Annotated in this window: 25 protein-coding genes; 17 read left to right on the plus strand and 8 right to left on the minus strand. The window is 66.4% G+C overall.

Features of this window, described 5'->3' with window-relative positions; genetic code table 11:
• Positions 1–34: 34 nt before the first annotated feature.
• Positions 35–1,279 (minus strand): MFS transporter, encoded by a 1,245-nt coding sequence (locus ACFFGY_RS15640; protein ID WP_377045435.1) that lies wholly within the window; start codon positions 1,277–1,279, stop codon positions 35–37.
• A 62-nt stretch (positions 1,280–1,341) separates the two neighbouring features.
• Here ACFFGY_RS15640 and ACFFGY_RS15645 point away from each other — a divergent pair, with 62 nt between their 5' ends.
• Positions 1,342–2,352 carry an AraC family transcriptional regulator gene (locus ACFFGY_RS15645; RefSeq protein ID WP_377045436.1) on the plus strand — a complete coding sequence of 337 codons (1,011 nt, stop codon included), beginning with the start codon at positions 1,342–1,344 and terminating at the stop codon, positions 2,350–2,352.
• Positions 2,353–2,560: 208 nt separating this feature from the next.
• Here ACFFGY_RS15645 and ACFFGY_RS15650 read toward each other — a convergent pair whose 3' ends face one another.
• Positions 2,561–3,226 (minus strand): hypothetical protein, encoded by a 666-nt coding sequence (locus ACFFGY_RS15650; protein ID WP_377045437.1) that lies wholly within the window; start codon positions 3,224–3,226, stop codon positions 2,561–2,563.
• Complete coding sequence (locus ACFFGY_RS15655; RefSeq protein ID WP_377045438.1) at positions 3,223–3,675, minus strand: RusA family crossover junction endodeoxyribonuclease; 453 nt, start codon at positions 3,673–3,675, stop codon at positions 3,223–3,225. The genes ACFFGY_RS15650 and ACFFGY_RS15655 overlap by 4 nt, the downstream gene beginning before the upstream one ends.
• A 188-nt stretch (positions 3,676–3,863) precedes the next feature.
• Between ACFFGY_RS15655 and purB the strand changes: the two genes are divergently transcribed.
• Both purB and ACFFGY_RS15665 read left to right on the plus strand, forming a co-directional pair.
• Complete coding sequence (gene purB / locus ACFFGY_RS15660) at positions 3,864–5,207, plus strand: adenylosuccinate lyase (RefSeq protein ID WP_377045439.1); 1,344 nt, start codon at positions 3,864–3,866, stop codon at positions 5,205–5,207.
• Positions 5,208–5,591: 384 nt separating this feature from the next.
• Complete coding sequence (locus ACFFGY_RS15665; protein ID WP_377045440.1) at positions 5,592–5,954, plus strand: hypothetical protein; 363 nt, start codon at positions 5,592–5,594, stop codon at positions 5,952–5,954.
• 99 nt (positions 5,955–6,053) lie between these two features.
• Here the strand turns inward: ACFFGY_RS15665 and ACFFGY_RS15670 are convergent, their stop codons facing one another.
• Positions 6,054–6,992, minus strand: a complete 939-nt coding sequence (locus ACFFGY_RS15670) for a hypothetical protein (protein WP_377045441.1) — start codon at positions 6,990–6,992, stop codon at positions 6,054–6,056.
• 39 nt (positions 6,993–7,031) lie between these two features.
• Positions 7,032–7,580 carry a hypothetical protein gene (locus tag ACFFGY_RS15675; protein ID WP_377045442.1) on the minus strand — a complete coding sequence of 183 codons (549 nt, stop codon included), beginning with the start codon at positions 7,578–7,580 and terminating at the stop codon, positions 7,032–7,034.
• 397 nt (positions 7,581–7,977) lie between these two features.
• On the opposite strand from ACFFGY_RS15675, the gene purC reads away from it, so the two are divergent.
• The 10 genes from purC to grxD all read left to right on the plus strand — a co-directional run bounded on the left by purC (position 7,978) and on the right by grxD (position 16,209).
• Entirely contained in the window at positions 7,978–8,742 is a 765-nt protein-coding gene (gene purC / locus ACFFGY_RS15680; RefSeq protein WP_377045443.1) for a phosphoribosylaminoimidazolesuccinocarboxamide synthase, read from the plus strand.
• Positions 8,743–8,759: 17 nt separating this feature from the next.
• Positions 8,760–9,035 (plus strand): phosphoribosylformylglycinamidine synthase subunit PurS, encoded by a 276-nt coding sequence (gene purS / locus ACFFGY_RS15685; RefSeq protein WP_377045561.1) that lies wholly within the window; start codon positions 8,760–8,762, stop codon positions 9,033–9,035.
• Between the two features lie 102 nt (positions 9,036–9,137).
• A complete protein-coding gene (locus ACFFGY_RS15690; RefSeq protein ID WP_377045444.1) occupies positions 9,138–9,368 on the plus strand; it encodes a hypothetical protein in 231 nt (76 codons plus the stop codon).
• An 18-nt stretch (positions 9,369–9,386) separates the two neighbouring features.
• A complete protein-coding gene (purQ, locus tag ACFFGY_RS15695; protein WP_377045445.1) occupies positions 9,387–10,064 on the plus strand; it encodes a phosphoribosylformylglycinamidine synthase subunit PurQ in 678 nt (225 codons plus the stop codon).
• Positions 10,065–10,287: 223 nt separating this feature from the next.
• Positions 10,288–11,667, plus strand: a complete 1,380-nt coding sequence (locus ACFFGY_RS15700) for an AAA family ATPase (protein ID WP_377045446.1) — start codon at positions 10,288–10,290, stop codon at positions 11,665–11,667.
• Between the two features lie 2 nt (positions 11,668–11,669).
• Positions 11,670–12,626: a DUF4435 domain-containing protein gene (locus tag ACFFGY_RS15705; protein ID WP_377045447.1), complete on the plus strand. Its 957-nt coding sequence runs from the start codon at positions 11,670–11,672 to the stop codon at positions 12,624–12,626.
• Positions 12,627–12,670: 44 nt separating this feature from the next.
• Complete coding sequence (locus ACFFGY_RS15710; protein ID WP_377045448.1) at positions 12,671–13,294, plus strand: transposase; 624 nt, start codon at positions 12,671–12,673, stop codon at positions 13,292–13,294.
• Between the two features lie 115 nt (positions 13,295–13,409).
• Positions 13,410–15,620 (plus strand): phosphoribosylformylglycinamidine synthase subunit PurL, encoded by a 2,211-nt coding sequence (gene purL / locus ACFFGY_RS15715; RefSeq protein ID WP_377045449.1) that lies wholly within the window; start codon positions 13,410–13,412, stop codon positions 15,618–15,620.
• 3 nt (positions 15,621–15,623) lie between these two features.
• The gene (locus tag ACFFGY_RS15720; protein WP_019459690.1) at positions 15,624–15,857 is read left to right on the plus strand and encodes a BolA family protein; all 234 of its coding nucleotides are present in this window, start codon (positions 15,624–15,626) and stop codon (positions 15,855–15,857) included.
• Between the two features lie 13 nt (positions 15,858–15,870).
• Positions 15,871–16,209: a Grx4 family monothiol glutaredoxin gene (gene grxD, locus ACFFGY_RS15725; protein ID WP_377045450.1), complete on the plus strand. Its 339-nt coding sequence runs from the start codon at positions 15,871–15,873 to the stop codon at positions 16,207–16,209.
• Positions 16,210–16,405: 196 nt separating this feature from the next.
• Here grxD and ACFFGY_RS15730 read toward each other — a convergent pair whose 3' ends face one another.
• Both ACFFGY_RS15730 and rpsD read right to left on the minus strand, forming a co-directional pair.
• Positions 16,406–17,188, minus strand: a complete 783-nt coding sequence (locus tag ACFFGY_RS15730; protein WP_377045451.1) for a hypothetical protein — start codon at positions 17,186–17,188, stop codon at positions 16,406–16,408.
• A 150-nt stretch (positions 17,189–17,338) separates the two neighbouring features.
• Positions 17,339–17,956 (minus strand): 30S ribosomal protein S4, encoded by a 618-nt coding sequence (rpsD, locus tag ACFFGY_RS15735; RefSeq protein ID WP_377045452.1) that lies wholly within the window; start codon positions 17,954–17,956, stop codon positions 17,339–17,341.
• A 217-nt stretch (positions 17,957–18,173) separates the two neighbouring features.
• Between rpsD and ACFFGY_RS15740 the strand changes: the two genes are divergently transcribed.
• The 3 genes from ACFFGY_RS15740 (at position 18,174) to ACFFGY_RS15750 (ending at position 20,537) form a co-directional block, all read left to right on the plus strand.
• Positions 18,174–18,386 (plus strand): hypothetical protein, encoded by a 213-nt coding sequence (locus ACFFGY_RS15740; RefSeq protein WP_377045453.1) that lies wholly within the window; start codon positions 18,174–18,176, stop codon positions 18,384–18,386.
• 20 nt (positions 18,387–18,406) lie between these two features.
• Positions 18,407–18,946, plus strand: a complete 540-nt coding sequence (locus ACFFGY_RS15745; protein WP_377045454.1) for a gamma carbonic anhydrase family protein — start codon at positions 18,407–18,409, stop codon at positions 18,944–18,946.
• 274 nt (positions 18,947–19,220) lie between these two features.
• A complete protein-coding gene (locus tag ACFFGY_RS15750; RefSeq protein WP_377045455.1) occupies positions 19,221–20,537 on the plus strand; it encodes an MFS transporter in 1,317 nt (438 codons plus the stop codon).
• A 67-nt stretch (positions 20,538–20,604) separates the two neighbouring features.
• Here the strand turns inward: ACFFGY_RS15750 and ACFFGY_RS15755 are convergent, their stop codons facing one another.
• Positions 20,605–21,120: a hypothetical protein gene (locus ACFFGY_RS15755; protein ID WP_377045456.1), complete on the minus strand. Its 516-nt coding sequence runs from the start codon at positions 21,118–21,120 to the stop codon at positions 20,605–20,607.
• A gap of 97 nt (positions 21,121–21,217) precedes the next feature.
• Between ACFFGY_RS15755 and ACFFGY_RS15760 the strand changes: the two genes are divergently transcribed.
• The gene (locus ACFFGY_RS15760; RefSeq protein ID WP_377045457.1) at positions 21,218–21,466 is read left to right on the plus strand and encodes a hypothetical protein; all 249 of its coding nucleotides are present in this window, start codon (positions 21,218–21,220) and stop codon (positions 21,464–21,466) included.
• Positions 21,467–22,103 lie beyond the last annotated feature (637 nt).

Below are 22,103 nucleotides of genomic sequence, written 5' to 3' on the forward strand. Positions count from 1 at the left end.
CCGTCCGACCCGCGCGGGCCGGACGGCGCAGCGCTCAGGCGTGAACCGCCGGCGCAGCCCCGGCACCGGGCCGGGGCGCCACCACCCGGACCCGCGCCGCCACCAGCACCGCCGCCACGAGCAGCAGCGCGCCGGCCGCGACGAACACCCCCGCGACGCCGCCGATGCCGAACACCACGCCGCCCGCCGCGGCCCCCGTGGCGATCGCGAGCTGCACCGACGCCACCACCATGCCGCCGGCACTTTCCGCCTGGTCCGGCACCGCCCGCGCCACCCAGGTCGACCAGCCCACCGGCACGCCGCCGAAGGCCGCACCCCACAGCGCCACCAGCGCCGCCTGCACCGCCACGCCCGCCGGCAGCAGCGCCAGCAGCAGCGCCGCCCCGCCGATCAGCACCGGCATCAGCACCAGCGTCCCGCGCAGAGACCGCTCCAGCAGCCAGCCCGCCAATAGCGTGCCGCCGAAGTTCGCCACGCCGAAGCCCAGCAGCATCAGCGCCAGCCCGTCGAGCCCGACGCCCGCCACACCCTCCAGGAACGGCCGGATATAGGTGAACAGCGCGAAGTGCCCGCCGAACACCAGCACCGTGCCCAGGATCCCGACGCCGATGCCCGGGCGCAGCAGCACCTCGATCAGCGTCCCCAGCCGCGCCGCCCCGCGCGGCGCCAGCCGCGGCAGCACCAGCAGCTGGAACACCAGCGTCACCACCCCGATCGCCGCCGCCAGCAGAAAGGCGCTGCGCCAGCCATAGCGCCCGCCCAGGTAGCTCCCGAGCGGCGCCGCCACGATGGTCGCCACCGAAACCCCGCTGAAGATCATCGACAGCGCCCGCGGCAACACCGCCGAGGGCACCAGCCGCATCGCGGTCGCCGCCGCCATGCTCCAGAACCCGCCCAGCGCGATCCCCAGCAGCACCCGTGCCACCAGCAGCACGGTGAGGCTCGGCGCGAAGGCCACCAGCAGGTTCGACGCGATCAGCAGCACGGTGAACCCGATCAGCACCACCCGCCGGTCGATCCCCCGCGTCAGGCTCGCCGCCAGCAGCCCCGAGAACAGCGCCACCAGCGCCGTCACCGTCACCGCCTGCCCCGCCAACCCCTCCGACACCCCGAGCTCCGCCGCCACCGGCGTCAGCAGGCTCGCCGGCAGGAACTCCGCCGTCACCAGCCCGAACACCCCCAGCGTCAGCGAGAACACCGCCGCCCAGGCGGGCACCGCCGGTTCCGCCACGGCGCCGAGGCCGACATCCGGCACGGCCTCCCCAACAAACTCACTCATCACGCGCAATCCCTGAAACCCTGTGTCACCGGGAAAGCTAGGCAACGGCGCCCGGACGATCCATGCTGGTGCATCCGCATTCGTTGACCGAAACCCCGGAAATGCCGCCGCTGGACCAACCCGCCCCCTCCCCCGACCTGATGAGCGAACTCCTCCTCGGCATGCGGCTGCGCGGCATCCAGTACCGCCGCATCCAGGCCCGCCCGCCCTTCGGCCTCGGCTTCGGCGCCCGTCCCGGCTACGCCCACTTCCACTTCCTCGCCACCGGCACCGCCACGCTGCGCACCGCCGACGGCACCCTGCACGACCTGCGCTCCGGCACCGCCGCCTTCCTCCCCCATGCCGAGGCCCACCAGCTCCTCTCCGCAGCCGATGCCCCCGTGGAGGACATCGCGAACTTCTCCACCGCCCCCCTCTGCGACACCGTCTGCGCCGTGGACGCCTGCACCTGCCCGGAGGCCGCGCCGGACACCATCCTCTTCAGCGGCTGCATGGAGTTCGAGCTCGGCGGCATGCAGAGCCTCGTCCGCCTCATGCCCGCCCTCATGCTCGTGGACGCGCTCGACAGCCGTCACCCCGGCCTCATGCCCATCCTCGCCGCCATGGAGCACGAGGCCTGCGCCGCCCGCGTCGGCTTTGCCGGCATCCTCGCCCGCCTGGCCGACGTGGTGGCCGCCGTGATCGTGCGCGGCTGGGTCGAGAGCGGCTGCGGCACCGCCACCGGCCTCGTCGCGGCGCTCCGCGAGCCCCGGCTGGCCCGCGCCATCCTGGCCCTCCACCGACAGCCCGGCCGCGACTGGACCGTGGCGGAACTCGCGCGCGAAAGCGGCACCTCCCGCTCCGTCTTCGCGGAGCGCTTCCAGGCCACCACCGGCGTCCCGCCGCTGCGCTACGCCACGGAACTGCGGATGCGCCTCGCCAGCCAGTGGCTGACGGAGGACCGCCTGCCGATCGAGGCCGTGGCCGGGCGCCTCGGCTACAGCTCCCAGGCGGCGTTCAGCCGGGCCTTCAAGCGGATCACCGGGGTGCCACCGGGGGCGAGCCGGGCGGGGGTGGCGGTGGGTGGGGTGTGATCCGTCGCACTGGGGGCGCCGGGTGGGGTGGCGTTGCGCGGGGGTGGTCGGGCGGTGCCCGCAGGGGCGCTGCCCCTGCACCCCGGCAGGAACCTGAGGTTCCTGCACCTCCCGGCATTCGCTTATCAATTTTCTCAATCGAAGTCTCGGGATTTTTACCAAATCTCACACAGCAACTATCTTATGAGAAGAATTTATAGTCAGAGTATTACGCTATTTGATCGCTAATACTTTCTATGCTCTCGATAAGCTGCTCCACATCATTTCTAGGAACACTCACGCTAAGATTTCCATGAGCAACAGAGTTCCGCACGGAACTGATCTTCTTTAGCTTTTCTGCAGCAGCACTATCAATCTGGCCATCCATGGCAAGTCGCTCAATGACAGCAGAAGAAGGTAATGGCCTTAAAGAAGTCGTTATGTTAGCTGGGTAGATGCTCCGAGCCAGCGCCTCCAAAATCGACCACCCCTCTAAAATCGCAGCTTTCGAATAACCGGAACTACTAAGGCTTTTAACTTCACCTAGAGCTTCTTTGATTTGCGATTTTGATGGCCTCGGAAGATCAATAATGTCGCTAGGATCCTGCCCAGTATAAATTAGCAGATATCTCCATCCACTTTTGTTGGCCGCAGTACTATCTATTTCCGTCAGAGGCACCTTCAACCTACGGCTATTCCTCCCCTTTATTTCAATAATGACTTTATCCTCGCCGCTCTTGCTTATAGCCAGCGCGTCAGGTCTATACGGCTTTAGGAAATCAGGTAGCTCCGCATCGGAAGGATTAATCAGAAAATCATAGCCCTTAGAAATAAAATCATTGCCAACTTTTATTAAGGTGCTGCTCTCAGCATCTTCGCGCTCGAATTCGTTCATTGCACTTCCCTCCAATCGAGATCGTCTTCAACCATGATGTAAACCACCGGCTTATCTCTATCTATAGCGTCCTGCAAAGCAGACGAGGGCGATGAAAATTTCCAGTCAATCCCAACTTCAAATTTCTGCGCCACGACTTTCTCGATCACAGCATCGTCCAAGTATACAACACCGATCATTCCATCCAGTATAGGCTTTATAATATTGTCGATATCCCCCTGCATCTTTCCGGGAGGGAAGTAATATATAGTGGCCATCAAGGGCCGGTCATCAATATCGTACCAGTCTCGCAACCTATCTATCTCAGCCTTCGCACGCTCACCAACAGTCTTCTTCCATTCGTCCTTTGCTTTGGTCCCAGAGGCTTGAGCTGACACTGGCGTTTGTGCGATCACTAGCTCCAGAGGAAATGAGATACAATAGTCTTGCTCGTCATCAACCTCGCTCAACGTCTTGATCTCCGTTCGCACGCCATGACAACAAAGCTCAAATTTGGGTAAAGAGTTATCTTCGTTGCATTGCTTGTAAAGCCTTAGTCAGTTTGAATCATTCGCAATACCTTCTAGCCAATTCCTCTTGACTCCCCCACCCCCACCCGCCACGGGAGCCCCCGAACCCTCCCGGAGCCCCCGCCCCCATGGTCCCGCGCTATTCCCGCCCCGAGATGACCGCCATCTGGTCGCCCGAGACCCGCTACAAGATCTGGTTCGAGATCGAGGCCCTGGCCGCCGAGGCCATGGGCAACCTCGGCACCATCCCCGCCGACGCCGCCCGCACCATCCGCGAGAAGGGTGACGCCCGCACCGCCGACATCACCGCCACCGACGTGGACCGCATCGATGAGATCGAGCACGAAACCCGCCACGACGTCATCGCCTTCCTGACCTGGCTGGGCGAAGGCATCGGGCCCGAGGCGCGCTTCATGCACCAGGGCATGACCTCCTCCGACGTGCTCGACACCTGCCTGAACGTGCAGCTCACCCGCGCCGCCGACCTCTTGCTGCGCGACCTCGACGCCGTGCTCGACGCCCTGCGCCGCCGGGCCGAGGAACACGCGCTGACCCCCACCATCGGCCGCTCCCACGGCATCCACGCCGAACCCACCACCTTCGGCATCAAGCTCGCCGGCCACTGGGCCGAATTCGCCCGCTGCCGCACCCGCCTCCAGGCCGCGCGCGCCGAGGTCGCCACCTGCGCCATCTCCGGCCCCGTCGGCTCCTTCGCCAGCGTCGACCCGCGCGTGGAGGCCTTCGTCGCCGAGCGCCTCGGCTTGCGCCCCGAGCCCGTCTCGACCCAGGTCATCCCGCGCGACCGCCACGCCGCCTTCTTCTGCACCCTGGCCGTCGTCGCCTCCGCGATCGAGCGCCTGGCCACCGAGGTCCGTCACCTCCAGCGCTCCGAGGTGCGCGAGGCCGAGGAATACTTCCACCCCGGCCAGAAGGGCTCCTCCGCGATGCCCCACAAGCGCAACCCGGTGCTCTCGGAAAACCTCACCGGCCTGGCGCGCATCGTCCGCGGCTACGCCACCCCCGCCCTGGAGAACGTCGCCCTCTGGCACGAGCGCGACATCAGCCACTCATCGGTCGAGCGCGTGATCGGCCCCGACGCCACCATTACCCTGGACTTCGCCCTGATGCGCACCGCCGGGATGATGGACAAGCTGACCGTCTATCCCGAGCGCATGAAGGCCAACCTCGAAAGCCTGGGCGGCGTCGTCCACTCCCAGAAGGTCCTCCTCGCCCTCACCCAGGCGGGCATGAGCCGTGAAGACAGCTACCGCGCCGTCCAGCGCGCCGCGATGGCGACCTGGACCGCGCTCGGCACCCCCAACGGCCGCACCTTCCGTGACGAACTCCTGGCCGACCCCGAGGTCTCGGCCAAGCTCGACGCCGCCGCCCTGGACACCGCGATGGACCCGGCCAAGGACTTCCGCCACGTCGGGAACACCCTGGCCCGCGTCTTCGCCACCGGCGGGCTCTAGACGCCGGGGCCCTGCGCCCCGGCCGCTCAGGCCCGGGCCGTTGCGCCCGGGCTCCGAGGCCTTTCCCCAGCGCCCTCGTGCCCGGGTCCAACGCCCCTCCTCCGGTGCCTCGCGCGGGGGCCCGAAGCCCCTTTTCCAGTGCCTCGCGCCTGGGTCCTGAGGCCCATCCTCTGTCGCCCGTGCCCGGGCCTCCACGCGCGGCCTCCAACGCTCGCGAAAACCCCTTCGAAGCACCGCCAGTCCGGACGCTGCCCCGGCCTCGCGTCGTGGCACCGGCGACGGCGGGCGCGCCGCTGCCACAGTTTGGCAGCAAGGCGGCAAACACTGCCCTCGCCCCGCCGCGACCGGGCGGCACGGTCTCCCCATTCCGGAGGAGACCACCCGATGTCTCGTGCGCCGTTTTTCCCCACCGCCCTGCTCGGCGGCACCGCGCTGGCGGTGACGCTGGGCCTCGGCCTCGCACAGCCCGCCTCGGCCATGCCCGCGGCTGTCCCGCCCGCCGCCGCCCAGCCCGGCCTCAACCTGCCCGTCCCCAACCTGCCCGAAGCGGTCCTGCCGGTGCAGTATCGTGACTGGGTGCCGCGCGATGCCTGGGGCCGCCCGCTGCCGCCGCCACCGCCCCGCGACTGGCGCTGGCGTCGCGACCACGACTGGTACGGCAGGCCGCCGCCGCCGCGTGCCTACTACGCGCCGCCACCGCCTCCGCCGCCCTACTACGGCTACGGCCGGCCGCACTGGGGTTACTGAACGCGAAAACGGCCCCGCCCCTCATCGGGGCGGGGCCGTTTCCTTCATCTGGATCGTCGGGGCAGCCGCTCAGGGCTGCCCCGGCTCATCCAAGCCGGCTCAGGTGCGGTTGCCGCCCGGGTTGGTGCCGCTGATGTTGGTGCCGGCCACGCGGTCGGTCTCGCGGCTCAGCGCCGTGCCCTTCGGGTTGGCCGGCGTGCCGTCCGACTGCTCCGGATAGGCGCCGCTCATGTTGGTGCCCAGCGTGCGGTCCGCCGCGCGCGTGGCCGCCGTACCGGGCGGGTTGCTGCCCGTATCGGAAACACCCGTGGTGCCGGTCGTGCTGGTGACGCCCGTGGTGCCGGCGGTGCTGGTGGCGCCGCTCGTGCCCGCAACACCGGTGGTGCCGTAGGTGCCAGCGGTGCCCATCGAGCCGCCCGCCACGGTGCCCGTGGTCGGGGCGGCCGGGTCACGCAGCGTGTTCAGGTCGTCGGTGTCGCTGTAGCCGGTCCAGCCGCCCGCGCGGTAGTCGGCCTCGCGGCTCGCGACGTCCACCGGGTTGTGACGGGCCAGGATGGACTCCGCCTCGGTCAGGCGGGTGTCATCGGTGCGCACGGTCACGAGGCTGCCGCCGCGGCGCACGCCCTCGGCATAGACTGGCGCCTCGGTCTCGCTCACGCCGGCGCCCGTCAGGCCGCCGAGCAGACCGCCCGCCGCGGCACCCGCGCCGGCGCCGGTCAGCGCCGCCACCAGCCAGCCCGCCGCCACGATCGGGCCGATGCCCGGGATGGCCAGGGCGCCCAGGCCCGCCGCCAGGCCAGCGCCGCCGCCGAGCACAGTGCCCAGCGTCGCGCCGATGCCGGCGCCGGATTCGCCCGCGGTCTCGTCGCTCACCGTGTCGGTGGCAGCGGTCGAGGTGCCGGAGGCGTAGCGGTCGTCGGTGTTGCTCGCCAGGATGCTGACGTCGTCATGCGAATATCCCGCGGCCTCGAGGTCCCGCACGGCCGCGAGCGCGTGCTCATGCGTGTCGAAGAGGCGGGTGATGGTACGAGCGACCATGGTTCTGGCTCCTTGTTGTGATCGTTGAGGGGGCTGGCTTCAGCGCGTCGCCGAGGCGCTGCCGGTCACCACGTCGCCCTTGAAGTCGAGGCCCACATCGACCCGCTGGCCGTTGCGCATGCCCTGGCCGCGCCACACGCCCTGCTCATCCTTCTTCAGGCCCTGCACGTCGGAATAGCCCGCGGCCTCGATGCGCGACCGCGCCTGGCCCTCGGTGAAGCTGTTGGCGCCCGAGGCCGGCGTCGCCGTGGTCGGCGGGGACTTGGTGCCCACCGCGTCCGGGCCGCTCGTGCTGGGCATCGCGGCACCCGCGTTGGCACCGTTGGTCGGGCCCGTGCGCGGCGTGGCGGTGCTGGGCATCCCCGTGTTGGGCGAGGCCGTGTTCGGCGCCGCGCCGTTGCCCGAGTTCATGCCGCCCGGGCTGGTGCCCGGCGTGCCCTGCGCCAGCGTGGTGGAACCGCCGCCGGGCGCCGTCGGGCTGCCGACGGTGCCACGGTCACTGCCGGGGTGGCCGGAGATCTGGGCGAAGGCAACCGGCGAGGCGAGCAGGGTGGCCGCCAGCGCCAGGCCGGAAATCGTGGACCGCATTGCGTCTTTCCCTCTGTCGTCGTTTCATCCGCCGCTCAAACAGGCAGCGTGCTGGCTTAACGAGGCAGGTGCGATTTCGTTGTGGGGTATCTTCACGGCACCGCCGCCCCGCCTCCGCCGCAATCACGACGCCCCGCTGGCAACCCTTTTCCCCGCCGGTCCCGTGCCTTCACTGGCGCGTTCCCCGTCCCGGCCGCCACCTGGACCCGGCAGCCTCCCAGCCCCCCCCTGCCCCCATCCACCCCCAGCGCGGATCAGCCCGCCATCCCCGGCGGTGGCCCCCACGACCCAGCCTTGCTATACCCCCACGCCAAAGCACCGCCCCGGCACCCCGGCCCTCCCGCAAGGCCGGCGCCAGGAACCGGCCCCGCACGCATTTTCTGAAACGGCAGCACCCATGGCCCGACGGCGGCAGCTCTATGAAGGCAAGGCGAAGATCCTGTTCGAAGGCCCCGAGCCCGGCACGCTGGTCCAGTATTTCAAGGATGACGCCACCGCCGGAAACGGCACCAAGAAGGGCATCATCACCGGCAAGGGCGTGCTGAATAACCGCATCAGCGAATACCTGATGACCAAGCTCGCCGATATCGGCGTGCCCACGCACTTCATCCGCCGCCTGAACATGCGCGAACAGCTGATCCGCGAAGTCGAGATCATCCCGCTCGAGGTGGTGATCCGCAACGTCGCGGCCGGCTCCCTCGCCACCCGCCTCGGCCTGCCCGAAGGCCAGCGCCTGCCGCGCTCGATCGTCGAGTACTACTACAAGAACGACGCCCTCCAAGACCCGATGGTCTCGGAAGAACACATCACCTGCTTCGGCTGGGCCGCCACCCAGGACCTCGACGACATGGTCCAGCTGGCGCTCCGCGTGAACGACTTCCTCACCGGCCTCTTCCTGGGCATCGGCATCATCCTCGTGGACTTCAAGCTGGAATTCGGCCGCTTCTACGAGAACGACGAGATGCGCATCGTCCTGGCCGACGAGATCTCGCCCGACAACTGCCGCCTGTGGGACAGCAAGACAGGTGAGAAGATGGACAAGGACCGCTTCCGCCGCGACCTCGGCAAGGTCGAGGAAGGCTACCAGGAAGTGGCCCGCCGCCTCGGCATCCTCCCCGAGGCCGGCGTGCGTGACCTCAAGGGACCGGAGCTGATGCAGTGAGCACTTCCATGAACACCATGCCCGGCAACACCGCCGCGCCCAAGACCCTCCGCGCCCGCGTCACCGTCATGCCCAAGCCCGGCGTCCTCGACCCGCAGGGCAAGGCCATCGCCCACGCGCTCGGCAACCTCGGCTACGCGGGCGTCGAGGAAGTCCGCGCCGGCAAGGTCATCGAGCTCGACCTCCACGAGACCGACCCCGCCAAGGCCCAGACCCTGGCCGAGGACATGGCCCGCAAGCTCCTCGCCAACACCGTGATCGAGAGCTTCCGCGTCGAGATCGCGGGCGCCTGACCCCCACCGGGCCCCGGGAGCGCCGCGCATGACCCGCCATCACCCGCGCCCCGGCCCCAACCGGGGCACCCGCCCGGCCCGGCACGCAGGCGAGCAGGCCGCATGATCAAGGCCTCCCTCCTCCTGATGCTCCTCCTCACCGTCGCGGTCAGCTTCGGCCTCCGCTGGCGACAGGAACGCTTCACCGCCAACCCGCCACCCCGCCGCCGCTCCATCCTGGCGCGCGGCAAGGCCGGGCTGGACCGCTGGGTCACCGCCGCCGCCGTCGGCGCCGTGCTCACCCTCCTCATCCTGGGCGGCCTCCACTGGGGCCGCGTCCTCTTCAACCCTTAAGTTCTAAGGACCGCACCCATGAAGGCCGGCATCGTCGTCTTCCCCGGCACCAACCGTGAGCGCGACATGGCCCTGGCCCTCCGCCGCGCCTCCGGCCACGAACCCCGCATGCTCTGGCACGGTGAGCACGACCTGCCCCAGGGCCTCGACCTCGTGGTCCTCCCCGGCGGCTTCTCGCATGGGGACTATCTCCGCTGCGGCGCCATGGCCGCGCAGTCGCCCATCATGCGCTCCGTCGCCGACTTCGCGAACCGCGGCGGCCATGTCCTCGGCGTCTGCAACGGCTTCCAGATCCTCTGCGAGGCCGGCCTCCTCCCCGGCGCCCTGCTGCAGAACCGGTCGCTGCGCTTCCTCGCCATGGACTGCACCCTGCGCGTCGAGCGCTCCGGCACCCCCTACACCAGCCGCTGGCAGGCGGGCGAAACCTTCCGCACCCCCATGGCCCACGGCGACGGCAACTACTTCGCCGACGACGCCACGCTGGACCGCCTGGAAGGCGAGAACCTGGTCGCCTTCCGCTACGCCGACGGCAACCGCAACGGTGCGGCCCGCGACATCGCCGGCATCCTCTCCCCCAACCTGCGCGTCCTGGGCATGATGCCCCACCCCGAGAACCACGCCGACCCGCTATGCGGCGGTGAGGACGGGCTGCCGATGTTCCAGAGCATCAGCGACGTGTTTGCGGCAGTGGGGTGACGGCGTTGTCTTAGCGTCCTCGGCTCAAATCTGCCGATGGCTTCTTATCTCGCGGCTTTGCAGATGATGTCACATCATCTGCACAGAGACTGTGCGCTTCTCATCATGCCTAGACAAGCATACATCTTTCAGTCCTAGCTTCCAGTCAAGCACGATAGTAAGTTGCTTTCGAATCGGCAAAGCGAGCCCCGCAATGTGATTCAATTACCACGAGGCTCACTTCATGGCAGCTATTACCAGCATAGATATCATAAACTTAAACGGCAGAAGCGATGTCTACCTTGAGTTTCAAGGAAGACATTGCATTATCGTTGGCCCAAATGGCACAGGCAAAAGCACTGCATTGCAGATAACGGCTTATGCCCTTGGAAGACAATGGCGAGAACTGGCAAATCTTCGTTTTGACAGCATCGAGTTTTCCTTCTCTAATGGGCAAACTGCATCTGTCACGCGCAATGCATGCCTTGCATTCACACGCGCTCCAGGCCGCCCCTCCAGATACAACCCGATAAATCGAGTTTTGAACGAGTTGGGCATCTTCACAAACTTCATTGTCGCAGATTTGGAAAACCAAGAGACAGTTCAGAAATACTCACACATGTCAGGCTTCTCAATTCCAGAGCTCAAGGCCTCACAAAGAAGCTTCCGCAGCAGCAGCGACGACAAAGATGCCCAAAGGGAGATACTGGCTTTCACCTCCCAGCTGAGGCTGCAAGAAGTTCCTCCAACACTTTACCTGCCTACGTACAGAAGAATTGAGTTGGAACTTGAAAGGGTTTTGGGAGCAATTCCAGATTACTATCGGAGCCAAGCTGCAAAGCAAGCAAAGACGGGAATATCAACCGAATTTCTAATCGAACTTATAAAGTTTGGCATGGAAGATGTCAGTTCAGCCATACAAGCTTTTGAGCGAGAGACACGAGACTTCGCAAGAAATCGGTTTAACCGCATGATGACATCTTATCTAAAAGAAATGGCAAATTCTCGCTCCCTTTCTGTTGGCGATCTCCGCTCTCACAGGATAGACGCGAAAACCATTGAAGTTGTTCTTTCGCGGATTGAAGAAGGCCTATTATCTACAAAAGAAAAGAAACAAATTTCCGATATTATTTTGGAATTGTCTGCAGGCCCTGGCGCCGGAAATCAGCCTTTTAACAAAAAGTGGCTTGCCCATTTTTTCGTAAGGCTACTCGAAGTCAACACAGAAATTGAAGATAAAGAAGCACCTATCAGAGAGTTTGCAATTTCTCTGGAGAAGTATTTTCTGCCAAAGGCAGTTTCTTACGATATTGAAAAATATCATCTATCCATTCAAGAGGCAGGCGGAGAGAATTTAGAACTTTCAGACCTTTCCTTAGGCGAAAAGCAGCTGGTTTCCATTCTTAGCCAGCTTTATCTTCAAAGCGAGAATAAGAGATTCAATGTTTTAATTGATGAACCTGAGCTATCACTATCTGTTCCGTGGCAAAGTGAATTGATACCTGACATCGTCGCTGCGCCCGCGTGCAATCAACTCATTGCAGTCACTCACTCCCCCTTCGTTTACGACAATAACATGGCTTCGATGGTTGTGGATTTTGACCCTCAACCAAGCGAGCATTGAATATGGCGGCTTTCAAAAAAGAAATTAAGCAAAGACGTGAAACTCCAGTTGCGATCTTTCATAAGTTCAGAACTGGCGCAAAGGATCTGTCAGCGGTCCACGTTTTTGTCGAAGGATATGAAGACTCCATCTTCTACGACCGAATTTTGTCGAGTGTAGATAACAACGGGACGTCTAACTGGAAATTCCATATTTGCTTTGGTAAGTTTAACATGGATGAAATAATCAAACTTTTTTATTCCTCTAAATTTTCGTCCAGCAACTCTCTTTTCATTCGCGATAGCGATTTTGATGCCTTTTTGCGAAACCTGCCTGCAGGCGATAAAGTTTTTATTACTTGCGGCTACTCGGTGGAAAACTACGTTTGCGATACCGATACAATTGTTAAATTCATGAGAACATCTTTCGGACTAGATGCAACAGAAGTGGATATTGCAGCGGAAGCGGCCATTCACGCAAAGAACATTGATACTCTGTTTAAGTGGCTCTCGCCCGTTATTGGTGCAATCTTGGAGGCCATCCAAGAAAGATTGAAACTTGACCTCAATCAAGTTAACCTAGAGCAATACTACAAAATTCTTTACAGTGGGAATCGGCTCCCCGCGAGAATCCCAAAAGCGCTCTGGAAGAATGTTGGCTTAGAAGAACGTCACTTCAATGATGAAAGTCTAGCGCGTGGATCAACGTTTTCTTCAAGTGATGCGTTGGCTTGGCTGAGAGGAAAATATGTGCTTGAATGCACAAGCATTTTTTTGAGTCTTAAGTTTGCTGAATATTATGAGAAGCACAAGGCAAGGTCAATAACTCGGTTTCATCGTAAGGCAAACAGTGATTTCTCAGCAAACTCAGTGTTTGAAAGATTGAGCGCTTGTTCTGTAGGAAGCACTAAGTTGAGAAGTAGACTTGTAGAATTGCTTAAAGGCACTGAGGCAGGCTCAGCCACAGCCTCCGAAACGTAGGAAAACTTGCCTAAATCCTTCATCCATGCTACGCCCTCCCCACCATGCCCCACGCCGCCCTCAGCTCCACCCCCTCCCGCCTCACCCCATCAACCCCCTGGACCCCACTCTCCGACGACGCCTGGGCCGCCCTCCTCCCGTATGTCCTCCCCCGTTCCGGCCCCGGCCGCCCCATCCGCGACCTCCGCGCCCGGATGGACGCCATCTTCCACCTCGCCTCCACCACCGACCCCTGGCGCGCCCTCCCGGCCGAGTACGGCAAGGCACAGACCGTTTCCCGCTACTTCCGCCGCCTCACCCATGCCGGCCTGTGGCAGCGCCTGCTCCACGCCCTTTCCGGGGACAGCCTCGCCCCCAACCACCCCCTGCGGGCGATCGAGTATCTGATCTGCCGCGCCTGCCGCCGCGCCTACCGCCTCATCGGCCTGCCGCTGGTGCTCCTCGTCCGCCGCCTCGGCCTCAGCACCGCCCTGCCCGGCCCGCCCTGGATGCTGCCCGACCCGGATTTGTCCCAAACCCTGCTTCGTTGCAGAAACCGTTGGTTCCGCCGCCCCGCGAAGCGCGGCACCCTCACCCGCTGGCGCCAGGGCCTGCGCGCCTTTCAGGCCGTTCTCCGCACCAGCCTCGGCCGTCGCGTGCGCCTGTCGCTGCGCCACGGCTGGGCCTGAACCGCCCATGCCCGCCACCACCCGCCCCGCGCCCGCCGCCGCACCGCCCCCCGCGCAACCGCCGGGCGCGAATCCCGCACTGGACAAGGCCCGCGCCGCTGTTGACAAGGCGGGCATGACGACGCCCGTCCTCCTCCCCGCCGAACGCGCCACCCAGCTTTCCGCCGAGTTCGGCCTGAAGCCGGAGGAACATGAGCGCGTCCTCGCCATCCTCGGCCGCCAGCCCTCCCTGTGTGAGCTCGGCATCTTCTCCGTGATGTGGAGCGAGCATTGCTCCTACAAATCGAGCCGCGTCTGGCTGCGCGAACTCCCCACCAAGGCCCCCTGGGTCATCCACGGCCCCGGTGAGAACGCCGGCGTCATCGACATCGGCGAAGGCCTGGCCGCCATCTTCAAGATGGAGAGCCACAACCACCCGAGCTTCATCGAGCCCTACCAGGGCGCCGCCACCGGCGTCGGCGGCATCCTGCGCGATGTCTTCACCATGGGCGCCCGTCCCGTCGCCAACCTCAACGCGCTCCGCTTCGGCAGCATCGATAACCCCCGCACCAAGCGCATCCTCGACGGCGTGGTCCGCGGCATCGGCGGCTACGGCAACTGCGTCGGCGTCCCGACCGTGGGCGGAGAGGTCAACTTCCACCCCGCCTACGACGGCAACCCGCTGGTCAACGCCATGACCGTCGGCATCGCGCCGAAGGACCGCATCTTCCTCTCGGCCGCCGCCGGCGTCGGCAACCCGGTCGTCTATGTCGGCTCCAAGACTGGCCGCGACGGCATCCACGGCGCCACCATGTCCTCGGCCGAATTCTCCGCCGACAGCGAAAGCAAGCGCCCCACCGTCCAGATCGGTGACCCCTTCGCCGAGAAGCTGCTGATCGAGGCCTGCCAGGAGCTGATGGCCACCGACGCCATCGTCGCCATCCAGGATATGGGCGCCGCCGGCCTCACCTCCTCGGGCGTCGAGATGGCCGGCAAGGGCGGCGTCGGGATCGAGCTGGTCCTCGACAACGTCCCCCAGCGCGAAGAAGGCATGACCGCCTACGAGATGATGCTCTCCGAATCGCAGGAGCGCATGCTGATCGTCCTCCGCCCGGGCGCCGAGCACATCGCCGAGCGCATCTTCCACAAGTGGGAACTGGACTTCGCCGTCGTCGGCCACATCACCGATACCGGCCGCATCGTCGTGAAGCACAAGGGTGAGGTCGAGGCCGACATCCCCCTCGCCCCCCTGGAATCCGAGGCCCCCCTCTACCGTCGCCCCACGGCCGAGACGCCGAAGCAGCCCACCCTCGACGCCGCCACGGTCCCCGACCCCGTCGGCCTCGCCGCGGCGCTCGAAACCCTGATCGCCTCCCCCGACCTCTGCTCGCGCCGCTGGATCAGCGACCAGTACGACGCCACCGTGGGCGGCCAGACCGTCCGCCGCCCCGGCGCCGCCGACGCCGCCGTGGTCCGCGTGGGCGAAGGCACCCGCGCGCTGGCCATCACCACCGACACCACCCCCCGCTACTGCTTTGCCGACCCCGAGATCGGCGGCATGCAGGCCGTGGCCGAGGCCTGGCGCAACATCACCGCCACCGGCGCCCTGCCCCTGGCGGTGACGGACAACATGAACTTCGGCAACCCCGAGAAGCCCGAGGTCATGGGCCAGTTCGCCTCTGCCGTCCGCGGCATGGCCGCCGCCTGCATCGCCCTGGACTTCCCGGTCGTGAGCGGCAACGTCTCCCTCTACAACGAGACCGAGGGCCGCCCGATCCTCCCCACCCCCGCCATCGGCGGCGTGGGCGTCCTGGAAGACGCGTCGAAGGCGACCCGCCTCGCCGCCCCCGCCGGCGCCACCCTGGTCCTCCTGGGCTCCACCGCCGGCCACCTCGGCCAGTCCCTCTGGCTGCGCGAGATCGCGGGTCGCGAGGAAGGCGCCCCGCCCCCCGTGGACCTCGCTGCCGAGCGCCGCGTGGGCGACTTCACCCGCGCCCGGATCACCGCCGGCGAGGTCCTGGCCTGCCACGACCTCAGCGACGGCGGCCTCCTGGTCGCGATCGCCGAGATGCTGATGGCCGGCAACACCGGCCTGCGCCTGCGCGACGTGGCGGGCAGCACCCCCGCCCACGCCTACTGGTTCGGTGAGGACCAGGGCCGCTACATCCTGGCCACCCGCGACCCGGCCGCCCTGACTGCCGCCGCGCAGGCCGCCGGCATCCCTGCTACGATCCTGGGCGAGACCGGCGGCGACACCTTGGTTCTCCCCGACGGCGCCGCCATATCGGTGGCTTCGCTGCGGGACGCCAACGAGGCTACCCTGCCGCGCCTGATGGAAGGGAACTGACGCATGGCCATGGAGCAAGCCGAGATCGAGGCGCTCATCCGCGCCGCCATCCCGGACGCCCGCGTGACCATCGAGGACCTGGCGGGCGACGGCGACCACTACGCCGCCACCGTCGTGTCCGAGGCCTTTCGCGGCAAGTCCCGCGTCCAGCAGCACCAGCTCGTCTACGCAGCACTCCGCGGCCGCATGGGAGGGGAGCTCCACGCCCTCGCCCTGCAGACCTCGGCGCCCGATTGAAAGGAACACAGCGATGAGCGACGCCACCAGCGCCCGCATCCAGGGCCAGATCAACGAGAACCCGGTTGTCCTCTACATGAAGGGCACACCGAGCTTCCCGCAGTGCGGCTTCTCCGCCCGCGTGGTGCAGATCCTCAGCCACGTCGGCGTGCCCTTCAAGGGCGTCAACGTCCTCGAGGACCCCGAGATCCGCGAAGGGATCAAGGCCTTCACCAACTGGCCGACCATCCCGCAGCTCTACGTGAAGGGCGAGTTCGTGGGCGGCTGCGACATCGTCATGGAGATGTTCCAGAGCGGCGAGCTCCAGACCCTCTTCGCCGACAAGGGCATCACGGCGGGCCAGGCGGCCTGACCCCTTGCCCCTGACCGCCACCCGGTCAGAGCTTCCGACGCCCGCGCCCCTTCACGGCGCGGGCGTCGTCGTTTTCAGGATTTGTCCCAAAGGCGCCGGAACGCGGAAAACCGCCACGCGCCAACCGGCGCCATTCAGAGCCCGGGAAACGGGGCCGGAAACGGGCTTCACCCACCCCGCACCCGATCCGCGGGGCTCAGGCCGGCAGCACCCCGGCCGCCTTGCGGCGGCTCCAGGCCACGCCCACCACCAGCGCCAGCATCAGCGCCGCCACGATCGCCGCCACGATGTTCACCTGGTTCACGCCAAGATTCGCCACCACGACCGCGAGCAGGCCCCACCCCACCCCACCCAGGTACCAGGGGCTCCCGCGCGAAGCCCAGGTGACCCCGGCCGCGAAGCCGCCCGCCGCCAGCAGCAGCAGCACCGCGGTGGCGGTGGCGGTGAAGCCCTCGGCCGGCACCATCCCCACCGCGCGCGCCGCACCCGACAGGTTGGCGAACAGCGCCGCCGTCAGCCAACCCGCCAGCAGCCCCGTCAGCGGCCGCACGAGCCAGCGCGCCACGGCACCACTGTCCTCGGTCCAGCGCCGCGCCAGCAGGAACGCCGTAAGCGCGCAGCCGAGGTCGAGCAGCATCACCACCACCAGCCCGAAGCCGTTGGAGCCGGTGCCCTGCGCCACCGCCTCCCACAGGGTGTTCAGCGCGAAGCAACCGGCGAGCGGCCAGCCGACGCGGGCCAGGATCGGGTGTCGGTCGGCCGCGGGCAGGAACTGCCAGATGCCGTACACCGCCGAGAGCAGGAAGATCACGCCCCACATCACCGGAAAGGCGTAGCCCGCCGGGATCACCGGCGTCTGGCTCGCCCCCGAGACCTGCGCCATCGAGGTGCCGATGCCCCACATCGGCAGCAGCCCCATCAGGATCTGCGCGAAGGGCAGGCTGAGGCAGAGCCAGCGTCGCAGGTCATGGATCGGCACGGTGAACTCCTGGCTCGGCACGGGACGCCCAGGCACGGGGCGCCCGAACGCGAAACGCCGCCCCAGGGAGTTTGTTCCCGGGGGCGGCGTTCGAAACTTGGCCTCGCGCGGCGACCATCCAGGGGACGGTCCGCCGCGGAAGTCCGGAGATCAGCGCGAGTAGAACTCAACCACCAGGTTGGGCTCCATCTGCACCGGGTAGGGCACGTCGCCCAGCTTCGGCGCGCGGACGTAGGTGCCCTTCATCTGGCGGTGGTCCACCTGGATGTATTCCGGCACGTCGCGCTCACCCGACTGGGCTGCGTCGAGCACGGCGGTGAGCTGCTTGCTCTTCTCCTTGACCTCGATCACGTCGCCGTCCTTCACCAGGAAGGAGGGGATGTTGACCTTGCGGCCGTTGACCGTGATGTGGCCGTGGTTGACGAACTGACGCGCCGCGAAGGGCGTCACCGCCAGCTTCATGCGGTAGATCACGGCGTCGAGGCGACGCTCCAGCAGCTCGATCAGGTTCTCGGAGGTGTCACCCTTACGGCGCACGGCCTCCTCGTAGTACTTGCGGAACTGCTTCTCGCCGATGTTGCCGTAGTAGCCCTTGAGCTTCTGCTTGGCCATCAGCTGGATGCCGAAGTCGGTCGGCTTCTGCTTGCGGCGCTGGCCGTGCTGGCCGGGGCCGTACTCGCGCTTGGCCAGCGGGGACTTGGCGCGGCCCCACAGGTTCACGCCGAGGCGGCGGTTGATCTTGTACTTGCTTTCCGCGCGCTTGGTCATGCGACGGGTCCTTGCACTGTCTTCGGCACCATGCGGCACCTGTTTTGTCCCGGTAGTCCCACCCGTGCCGAGGGCACAGGCAAGCGGGCGCACGGCCGGATGCCGCGTCCACGTTCCCAGGAAGGAGGGCGCGCCATACCCGCCACCGCCCCGGATGTCAAACCCGCTCAGCCCGCGCCACCTTGCCACCGCCGCGGCGATCTGCGACTGCCGCGGAATGATCCGGCGCGAAGAGATCCTGGTGCTCGGCCTGACCGCGGGGGTCGTGGGCTGCCTCGTGGGCGGCACGATGCTGGCGATCGGCCTGGGCCTCGCGGTGCAGGGGGCGAATATCGGCTGGCTGCTGGCGCTGCCGGCGGCGCCGGTCTCTGGCCTGCTGGGCTACGGCTTCGCCCGGCGGCTGGCCCGCCGCGTCGACCCGGCGGCCTGACGCGCGGCGGAGGCAAGCGGATGCCCATCTACGCCCTGGACAACCATGTCCCCCAACTCCCGGCCCAGGGCTGGATCGCCCCGGACGCGCAGGTGATCGGCCAGGTGGAGCTGGGCGAGGACACCAGCCTCTGGTTCGGCGCCGTGCTGCGCGGCGACAACGCGCGCATCACCATCGGGGCGCGCAGCAACATCCAAGACGGCGCGGTGCTCCACGTCGACCCGGGCTTTCCTCTCATGATCGGGGAAGACGTGACCGTGGGCCACCGCGCGATCCTGCACGGCTGCACCGTGGGCGACGGGTCGCTGATCGGCATGGGCGCCACGGTGCTCAACGGGGCGCGGATCGGCCGCGGCTGCCTCGTGGGCGCCGGCGCGCTGGTGACCGAGAACAAGCACTTTCCCGACGGCGCCCTGATCCTGGGCAGCCCGGCGCGGGTGGCACGGATGCTCGACGAGGCGGCGGTGGCGCGGCTACGCGACAGTGCCGCGCGCTACGTCAGTAACTGGCGGCGCTTCGCTGGCGGGCTGCGCCGGGTGGAGGAACCTCGCGCCCCCTGACCGGCGGCCCTTGACCGGCGGCCGAGCGGGCCGCAGTGCCCACGGCGGATCGCGCGCACTGCGTTGCGCGGGACATTGCCACCGCAGTTCGGCGTCGTGCCGCCAGCCTTTTTCACCGGTCATCCGAACATTGGTGGCAGAACGGAAGCAGGCTGCCCCCCGGCACGATCCTTACAGTTAGGACATGTGCCCTTCCGGCACGCCGCCGGATCGCCGCTGAAGCGTTGGAAGGGCAGCGAAGGAACGGTGCTCCAGAAGCGCGGGCGGGGGAAGAGTGGCAACTGCGGTTGAAACCAGCACGATCCGCCGCGTCTACTGGCGGGTTATCCCACTGTTCTTCCTGGCCATGTTCTTCAACTACCTCGACCGCATCAATATCGGCTTCGCCAGCCTGAGGATGAACGGGGACCTGGGCTTCAGCCCCGCCGTGTTCGGCTTCGGCGCCAGCATCTTCTTCTTCGGATACATGCTGCTGGAGGTGCCGAGCAACATCATGCTCTACCGACTGGGCGCCCGCCTGTGGCTCGCACGGATCCTGTTGAGCTGGGGTCTGATCGCGGCGCTGATGGCTTTCGTATGGAGCGACACCAGCTTCTATGCCCTCCGCCTGCTGCTGGGCATCGCCGAGGCCGGCTTCCTGCCCGGGCTGGCGCTGTACCTGACACTCTGGTTTCCGGCGGCCTACCGGGCCCGAGCCGTGGCCGGCTACATCATTGCGGGCCAGATCGCGGCGGTGGTGGGCGGCCCGCTTTCCACGATGCTGATGACCTATGGCGACGGCCTCGGCGGGCTGCATGGCTGGCAGTGGATGTTCATCATCGAGGGCGTGCCGACGATGGTGCTGGGCGTGGTGTTCCTGCTCGTGCTGACGGACCGGCCGGAGGATGCCCGCTGGCTCACGCCGGAGCAGCGGCAATGGCTCACCCAGCAACTGGCCTCGGAACGCTCCGCCATCCGGCAGGACCCCCATACCGGCTTTGCCCAGGTGGTGCGCAGCGGGCGGGTCTGGGCGCTGGCGGCACTGTTCGGTTGCGCGCTGGTGGGGATCTACGGCCTGCTGATCTGGATGCCGCAGATCATCAGCGCCATCGGTGGCCTGTCGGACATCCAGGTCGGGCTGCTGTCGGCCGTGCCGCCGCTGCTGGGGGTGATCGCCACCGTGGTGGTCAGCCGCTCCTCCGATCGCACCGGCGACCGCAAGTTCCACCTGGCCGCCGTGTACGGCATCGGCTTCCTGGGCCTGGCCGGCAGCGCCCTGACCGGCAATGCCACGGCCGGCTACCTGCTGCTCTGCCTGGCGGGGCTCGGCCTCAACTCCGGCAACGCCCTGTTCTGGAGCCTCAATGCGTCGATCATGACCGGTGCGGCGGCCGCGACCTCGATCGCCTTCGTCAACACAGTGGCGCAGTTCGGCGGGCTGATCGGGCCGTGGATGATCGGCTTCGTCAGGTCCAGCACCGGCAGCTTCACTCTGGCACTGCTGACCATCGCGGGCTTCCTGCTGCTGGCCGCCGTGATCGCCGCCCTGTACCCGGCACCACGCACCGCGCCGGAGCACGCGCCGGCAGGGGATCGCCCTGCGCCCGTCTGACCCGCGTCGCCCGGACAGGTGGCCCGGAGTGGGGCGGGGTGGCTCAGCGGGAAGCGGTGAACGGCTGTCAGCAGCGATGCCTGTTCTCCATTGCGCCCATCGCTCCCCACCATCGCAGCACGAAGGTGCGGAAGCCCCCTCCCGTTACTGGCGGGTCAGCGGCCTGCATTGAAGACGGCTCAGGTGTTTCATCATGAGGCTCCTGAGCCTCCTCCGGCGACCTGATGAAGTCGAAGACCTCCTGCCGCTCGTCTGCTTCCCTGGCCTCATCTTGGGTGTCCTCAGGCAACCACGGCGTCACGAGTGCCAGCCTGAGCCCACGGCTGGGCGGGCTGATGCGAAGCTGAAGACCTGGCTGTTCCCTGCTGAGCTTCAGCATGGCTAAGCCACCAATCACCCGCGCCGCCTCCCGCTCCACCATCGGCTTCGGCCACGCCGGGTGAAGACAGCCGAACGCTTCTACCGCCGCGGACCATGCGGCTCCCTCAGCAATACCCTGCGCCACCTCAGCGGCGTAGGCGGCTGCCAGGGCGCGTGTCGCGGGCAGGTCCAGGGAATCGGGAGGGGGCAAGGCGTCGCTCATGGGCTGGACGCTAGCAGGAGAGAGAACATATTGAGAACATGGTTCCGGCAATCTTCACGCATCCGTGCCGCTGCTCCACCACATACGGGAGGCCGCGATGATCCAGATGCCCTACACGCCTCTCGGCCTGACACGCTTCGAGTTCGACGGCTCAGGCATCGCCTTCCGCATCTGGACCCGCCCGGTCGTGAGCGATGGCGGGAGGGCTGTAGCTCCGGTGACGCTCCTGTGGCGGCATCCGGATGGCACGGCAGGCAAGCGCCCATGCAGTGGCTTCGTGGAAGCCACCGAGTACGCGGCGAGGGTCGTGGCAGATGCGGCGATGGGAACCGTGCTGACGCGGTAATTGATGCACGGCAGCAACCGGGGGCTCCCCCGAAGCGCGGCTCCGTACCCGCCCCTTCCTTCAGTGCGGAGCCATGCCGCTCGTCACCTGCTGTGGTGGACCGTCCTGAACAAGAGCTGATCCCCGACAGGTCGACGAGGAGAGCTTCGTTGACCGGAGAGCCCCCGATCTCGGCCGATGCCCCTCCGGCGCACTGGCACGATCATCGTGCCCACAAATGACCATCGTGTAGCCTGGAGGTGCCTCCCCGGCGTCTCAGGCAGGCCACATCTTTGGAGCGTTTACGCCCTCCCTTCGTCGGTGTTGCCCCAGCACACCTCCGACCTAGCGAGGATTTCGCCCCATGATCTCCGACGCTTCTTCCATCATCATTGACATCACGCCTGAGGATCGAGCGAAGGCAGAAGCATTCACGACGTGGAACCCTTCTTGGCGAGTGGAGGAAGCACGCGCCGAAGGAGGCACCGCCTACTTTTCTGTTACCCCTCCGGGCACCCGCTGCCCCTGGTGCATTTGCCGCACGGCTTCGTTCTGGGTGACTGCACTCTCGCCCTCCGGCGCAGAGGTCATTCGCTCCACGGATGTCGCGGCAGCACTCGCAGGGGTTTGGGAACGTCTCAGCTAGGCGGCTGGCCGC

The organism is Roseomonas elaeocarpi (genome assembly GCF_042433915.1).
Classification (GTDB): Bacteria; Pseudomonadota; Alphaproteobacteria; order Acetobacterales; family Acetobacteraceae; genus Roseomonas; species Roseomonas elaeocarpi.

Bases quoted from the DNA above. Each gene is read 5' to 3' on its own strand.
- ACFFGY_RS15640 (WP_377045435.1), bottom strand. From the start codon at position 1,279: ATGAGTGAGTTTGTTGGGGAGGCCGTGCCGGATGTCGGCCTCGGCGCC.
- ACFFGY_RS15645 (WP_377045436.1), top strand. From the start codon at position 1,342: ATGCTGGTGCATCCGCATTCGTTGACCGAAACCCCGGAAATGCCGCCG.
- ACFFGY_RS15650 (WP_377045437.1), bottom strand. From the start codon at position 3,226: ATGAACGAATTCGAGCGCGAAGATGCTGAGAGCAGCACCTTAATAAAA.
- purB (WP_377045439.1), top strand. From the start codon at position 3,864: ATGGTCCCGCGCTATTCCCGCCCCGAGATGACCGCCATCTGGTCGCCC.
- ACFFGY_RS15665 (WP_377045440.1), top strand. From the start codon at position 5,592: ATGTCTCGTGCGCCGTTTTTCCCCACCGCCCTGCTCGGCGGCACCGCG.
- ACFFGY_RS15670 (WP_377045441.1), bottom strand. From the start codon at position 6,992: ATGGTCGCTCGTACCATCACCCGCCTCTTCGACACGCATGAGCACGCG.
- ACFFGY_RS15675 (WP_377045442.1), bottom strand. From the start codon at position 7,580: ATGCGGTCCACGATTTCCGGCCTGGCGCTGGCGGCCACCCTGCTCGCC.
- purC (WP_377045443.1), top strand. From the start codon at position 7,978: ATGGCCCGACGGCGGCAGCTCTATGAAGGCAAGGCGAAGATCCTGTTC.
- purS (WP_377045561.1), top strand. From the start codon at position 8,760: ATGCCCGGCAACACCGCCGCGCCCAAGACCCTCCGCGCCCGCGTCACC.
- ACFFGY_RS15690 (WP_377045444.1), top strand. From the start codon at position 9,138: ATGATCAAGGCCTCCCTCCTCCTGATGCTCCTCCTCACCGTCGCGGTC.
- purQ (WP_377045445.1), top strand. From the start codon at position 9,387: ATGAAGGCCGGCATCGTCGTCTTCCCCGGCACCAACCGTGAGCGCGAC.
- ACFFGY_RS15700 (WP_377045446.1), top strand. From the start codon at position 10,288: ATGGCAGCTATTACCAGCATAGATATCATAAACTTAAACGGCAGAAGC.
- ACFFGY_RS15705 (WP_377045447.1), top strand. From the start codon at position 11,670: ATGGCGGCTTTCAAAAAAGAAATTAAGCAAAGACGTGAAACTCCAGTT.
- ACFFGY_RS15710 (WP_377045448.1), top strand. From the start codon at position 12,671: ATGCCCCACGCCGCCCTCAGCTCCACCCCCTCCCGCCTCACCCCATCA.
- purL (WP_377045449.1), top strand. From the start codon at position 13,410: ATGACGACGCCCGTCCTCCTCCCCGCCGAACGCGCCACCCAGCTTTCC.
- ACFFGY_RS15720 (WP_019459690.1), top strand. From the start codon at position 15,624: ATGGCCATGGAGCAAGCCGAGATCGAGGCGCTCATCCGCGCCGCCATC.
- grxD (WP_377045450.1), top strand. From the start codon at position 15,871: ATGAGCGACGCCACCAGCGCCCGCATCCAGGGCCAGATCAACGAGAAC.
- rpsD (WP_377045452.1), bottom strand. From the start codon at position 17,956: ATGACCAAGCGCGCGGAAAGCAAGTACAAGATCAACCGCCGCCTCGGC.
- ACFFGY_RS15740 (WP_377045453.1), top strand. From the start codon at position 18,174: ATGATCCGGCGCGAAGAGATCCTGGTGCTCGGCCTGACCGCGGGGGTC.
- ACFFGY_RS15745 (WP_377045454.1), top strand. From the start codon at position 18,407: ATGCCCATCTACGCCCTGGACAACCATGTCCCCCAACTCCCGGCCCAG.
- ACFFGY_RS15755 (WP_377045456.1), bottom strand. From the start codon at position 21,120: ATGAGCGACGCCTTGCCCCCTCCCGATTCCCTGGACCTGCCCGCGACA.
- ACFFGY_RS15760 (WP_377045457.1), top strand. From the start codon at position 21,218: ATGATCCAGATGCCCTACACGCCTCTCGGCCTGACACGCTTCGAGTTC.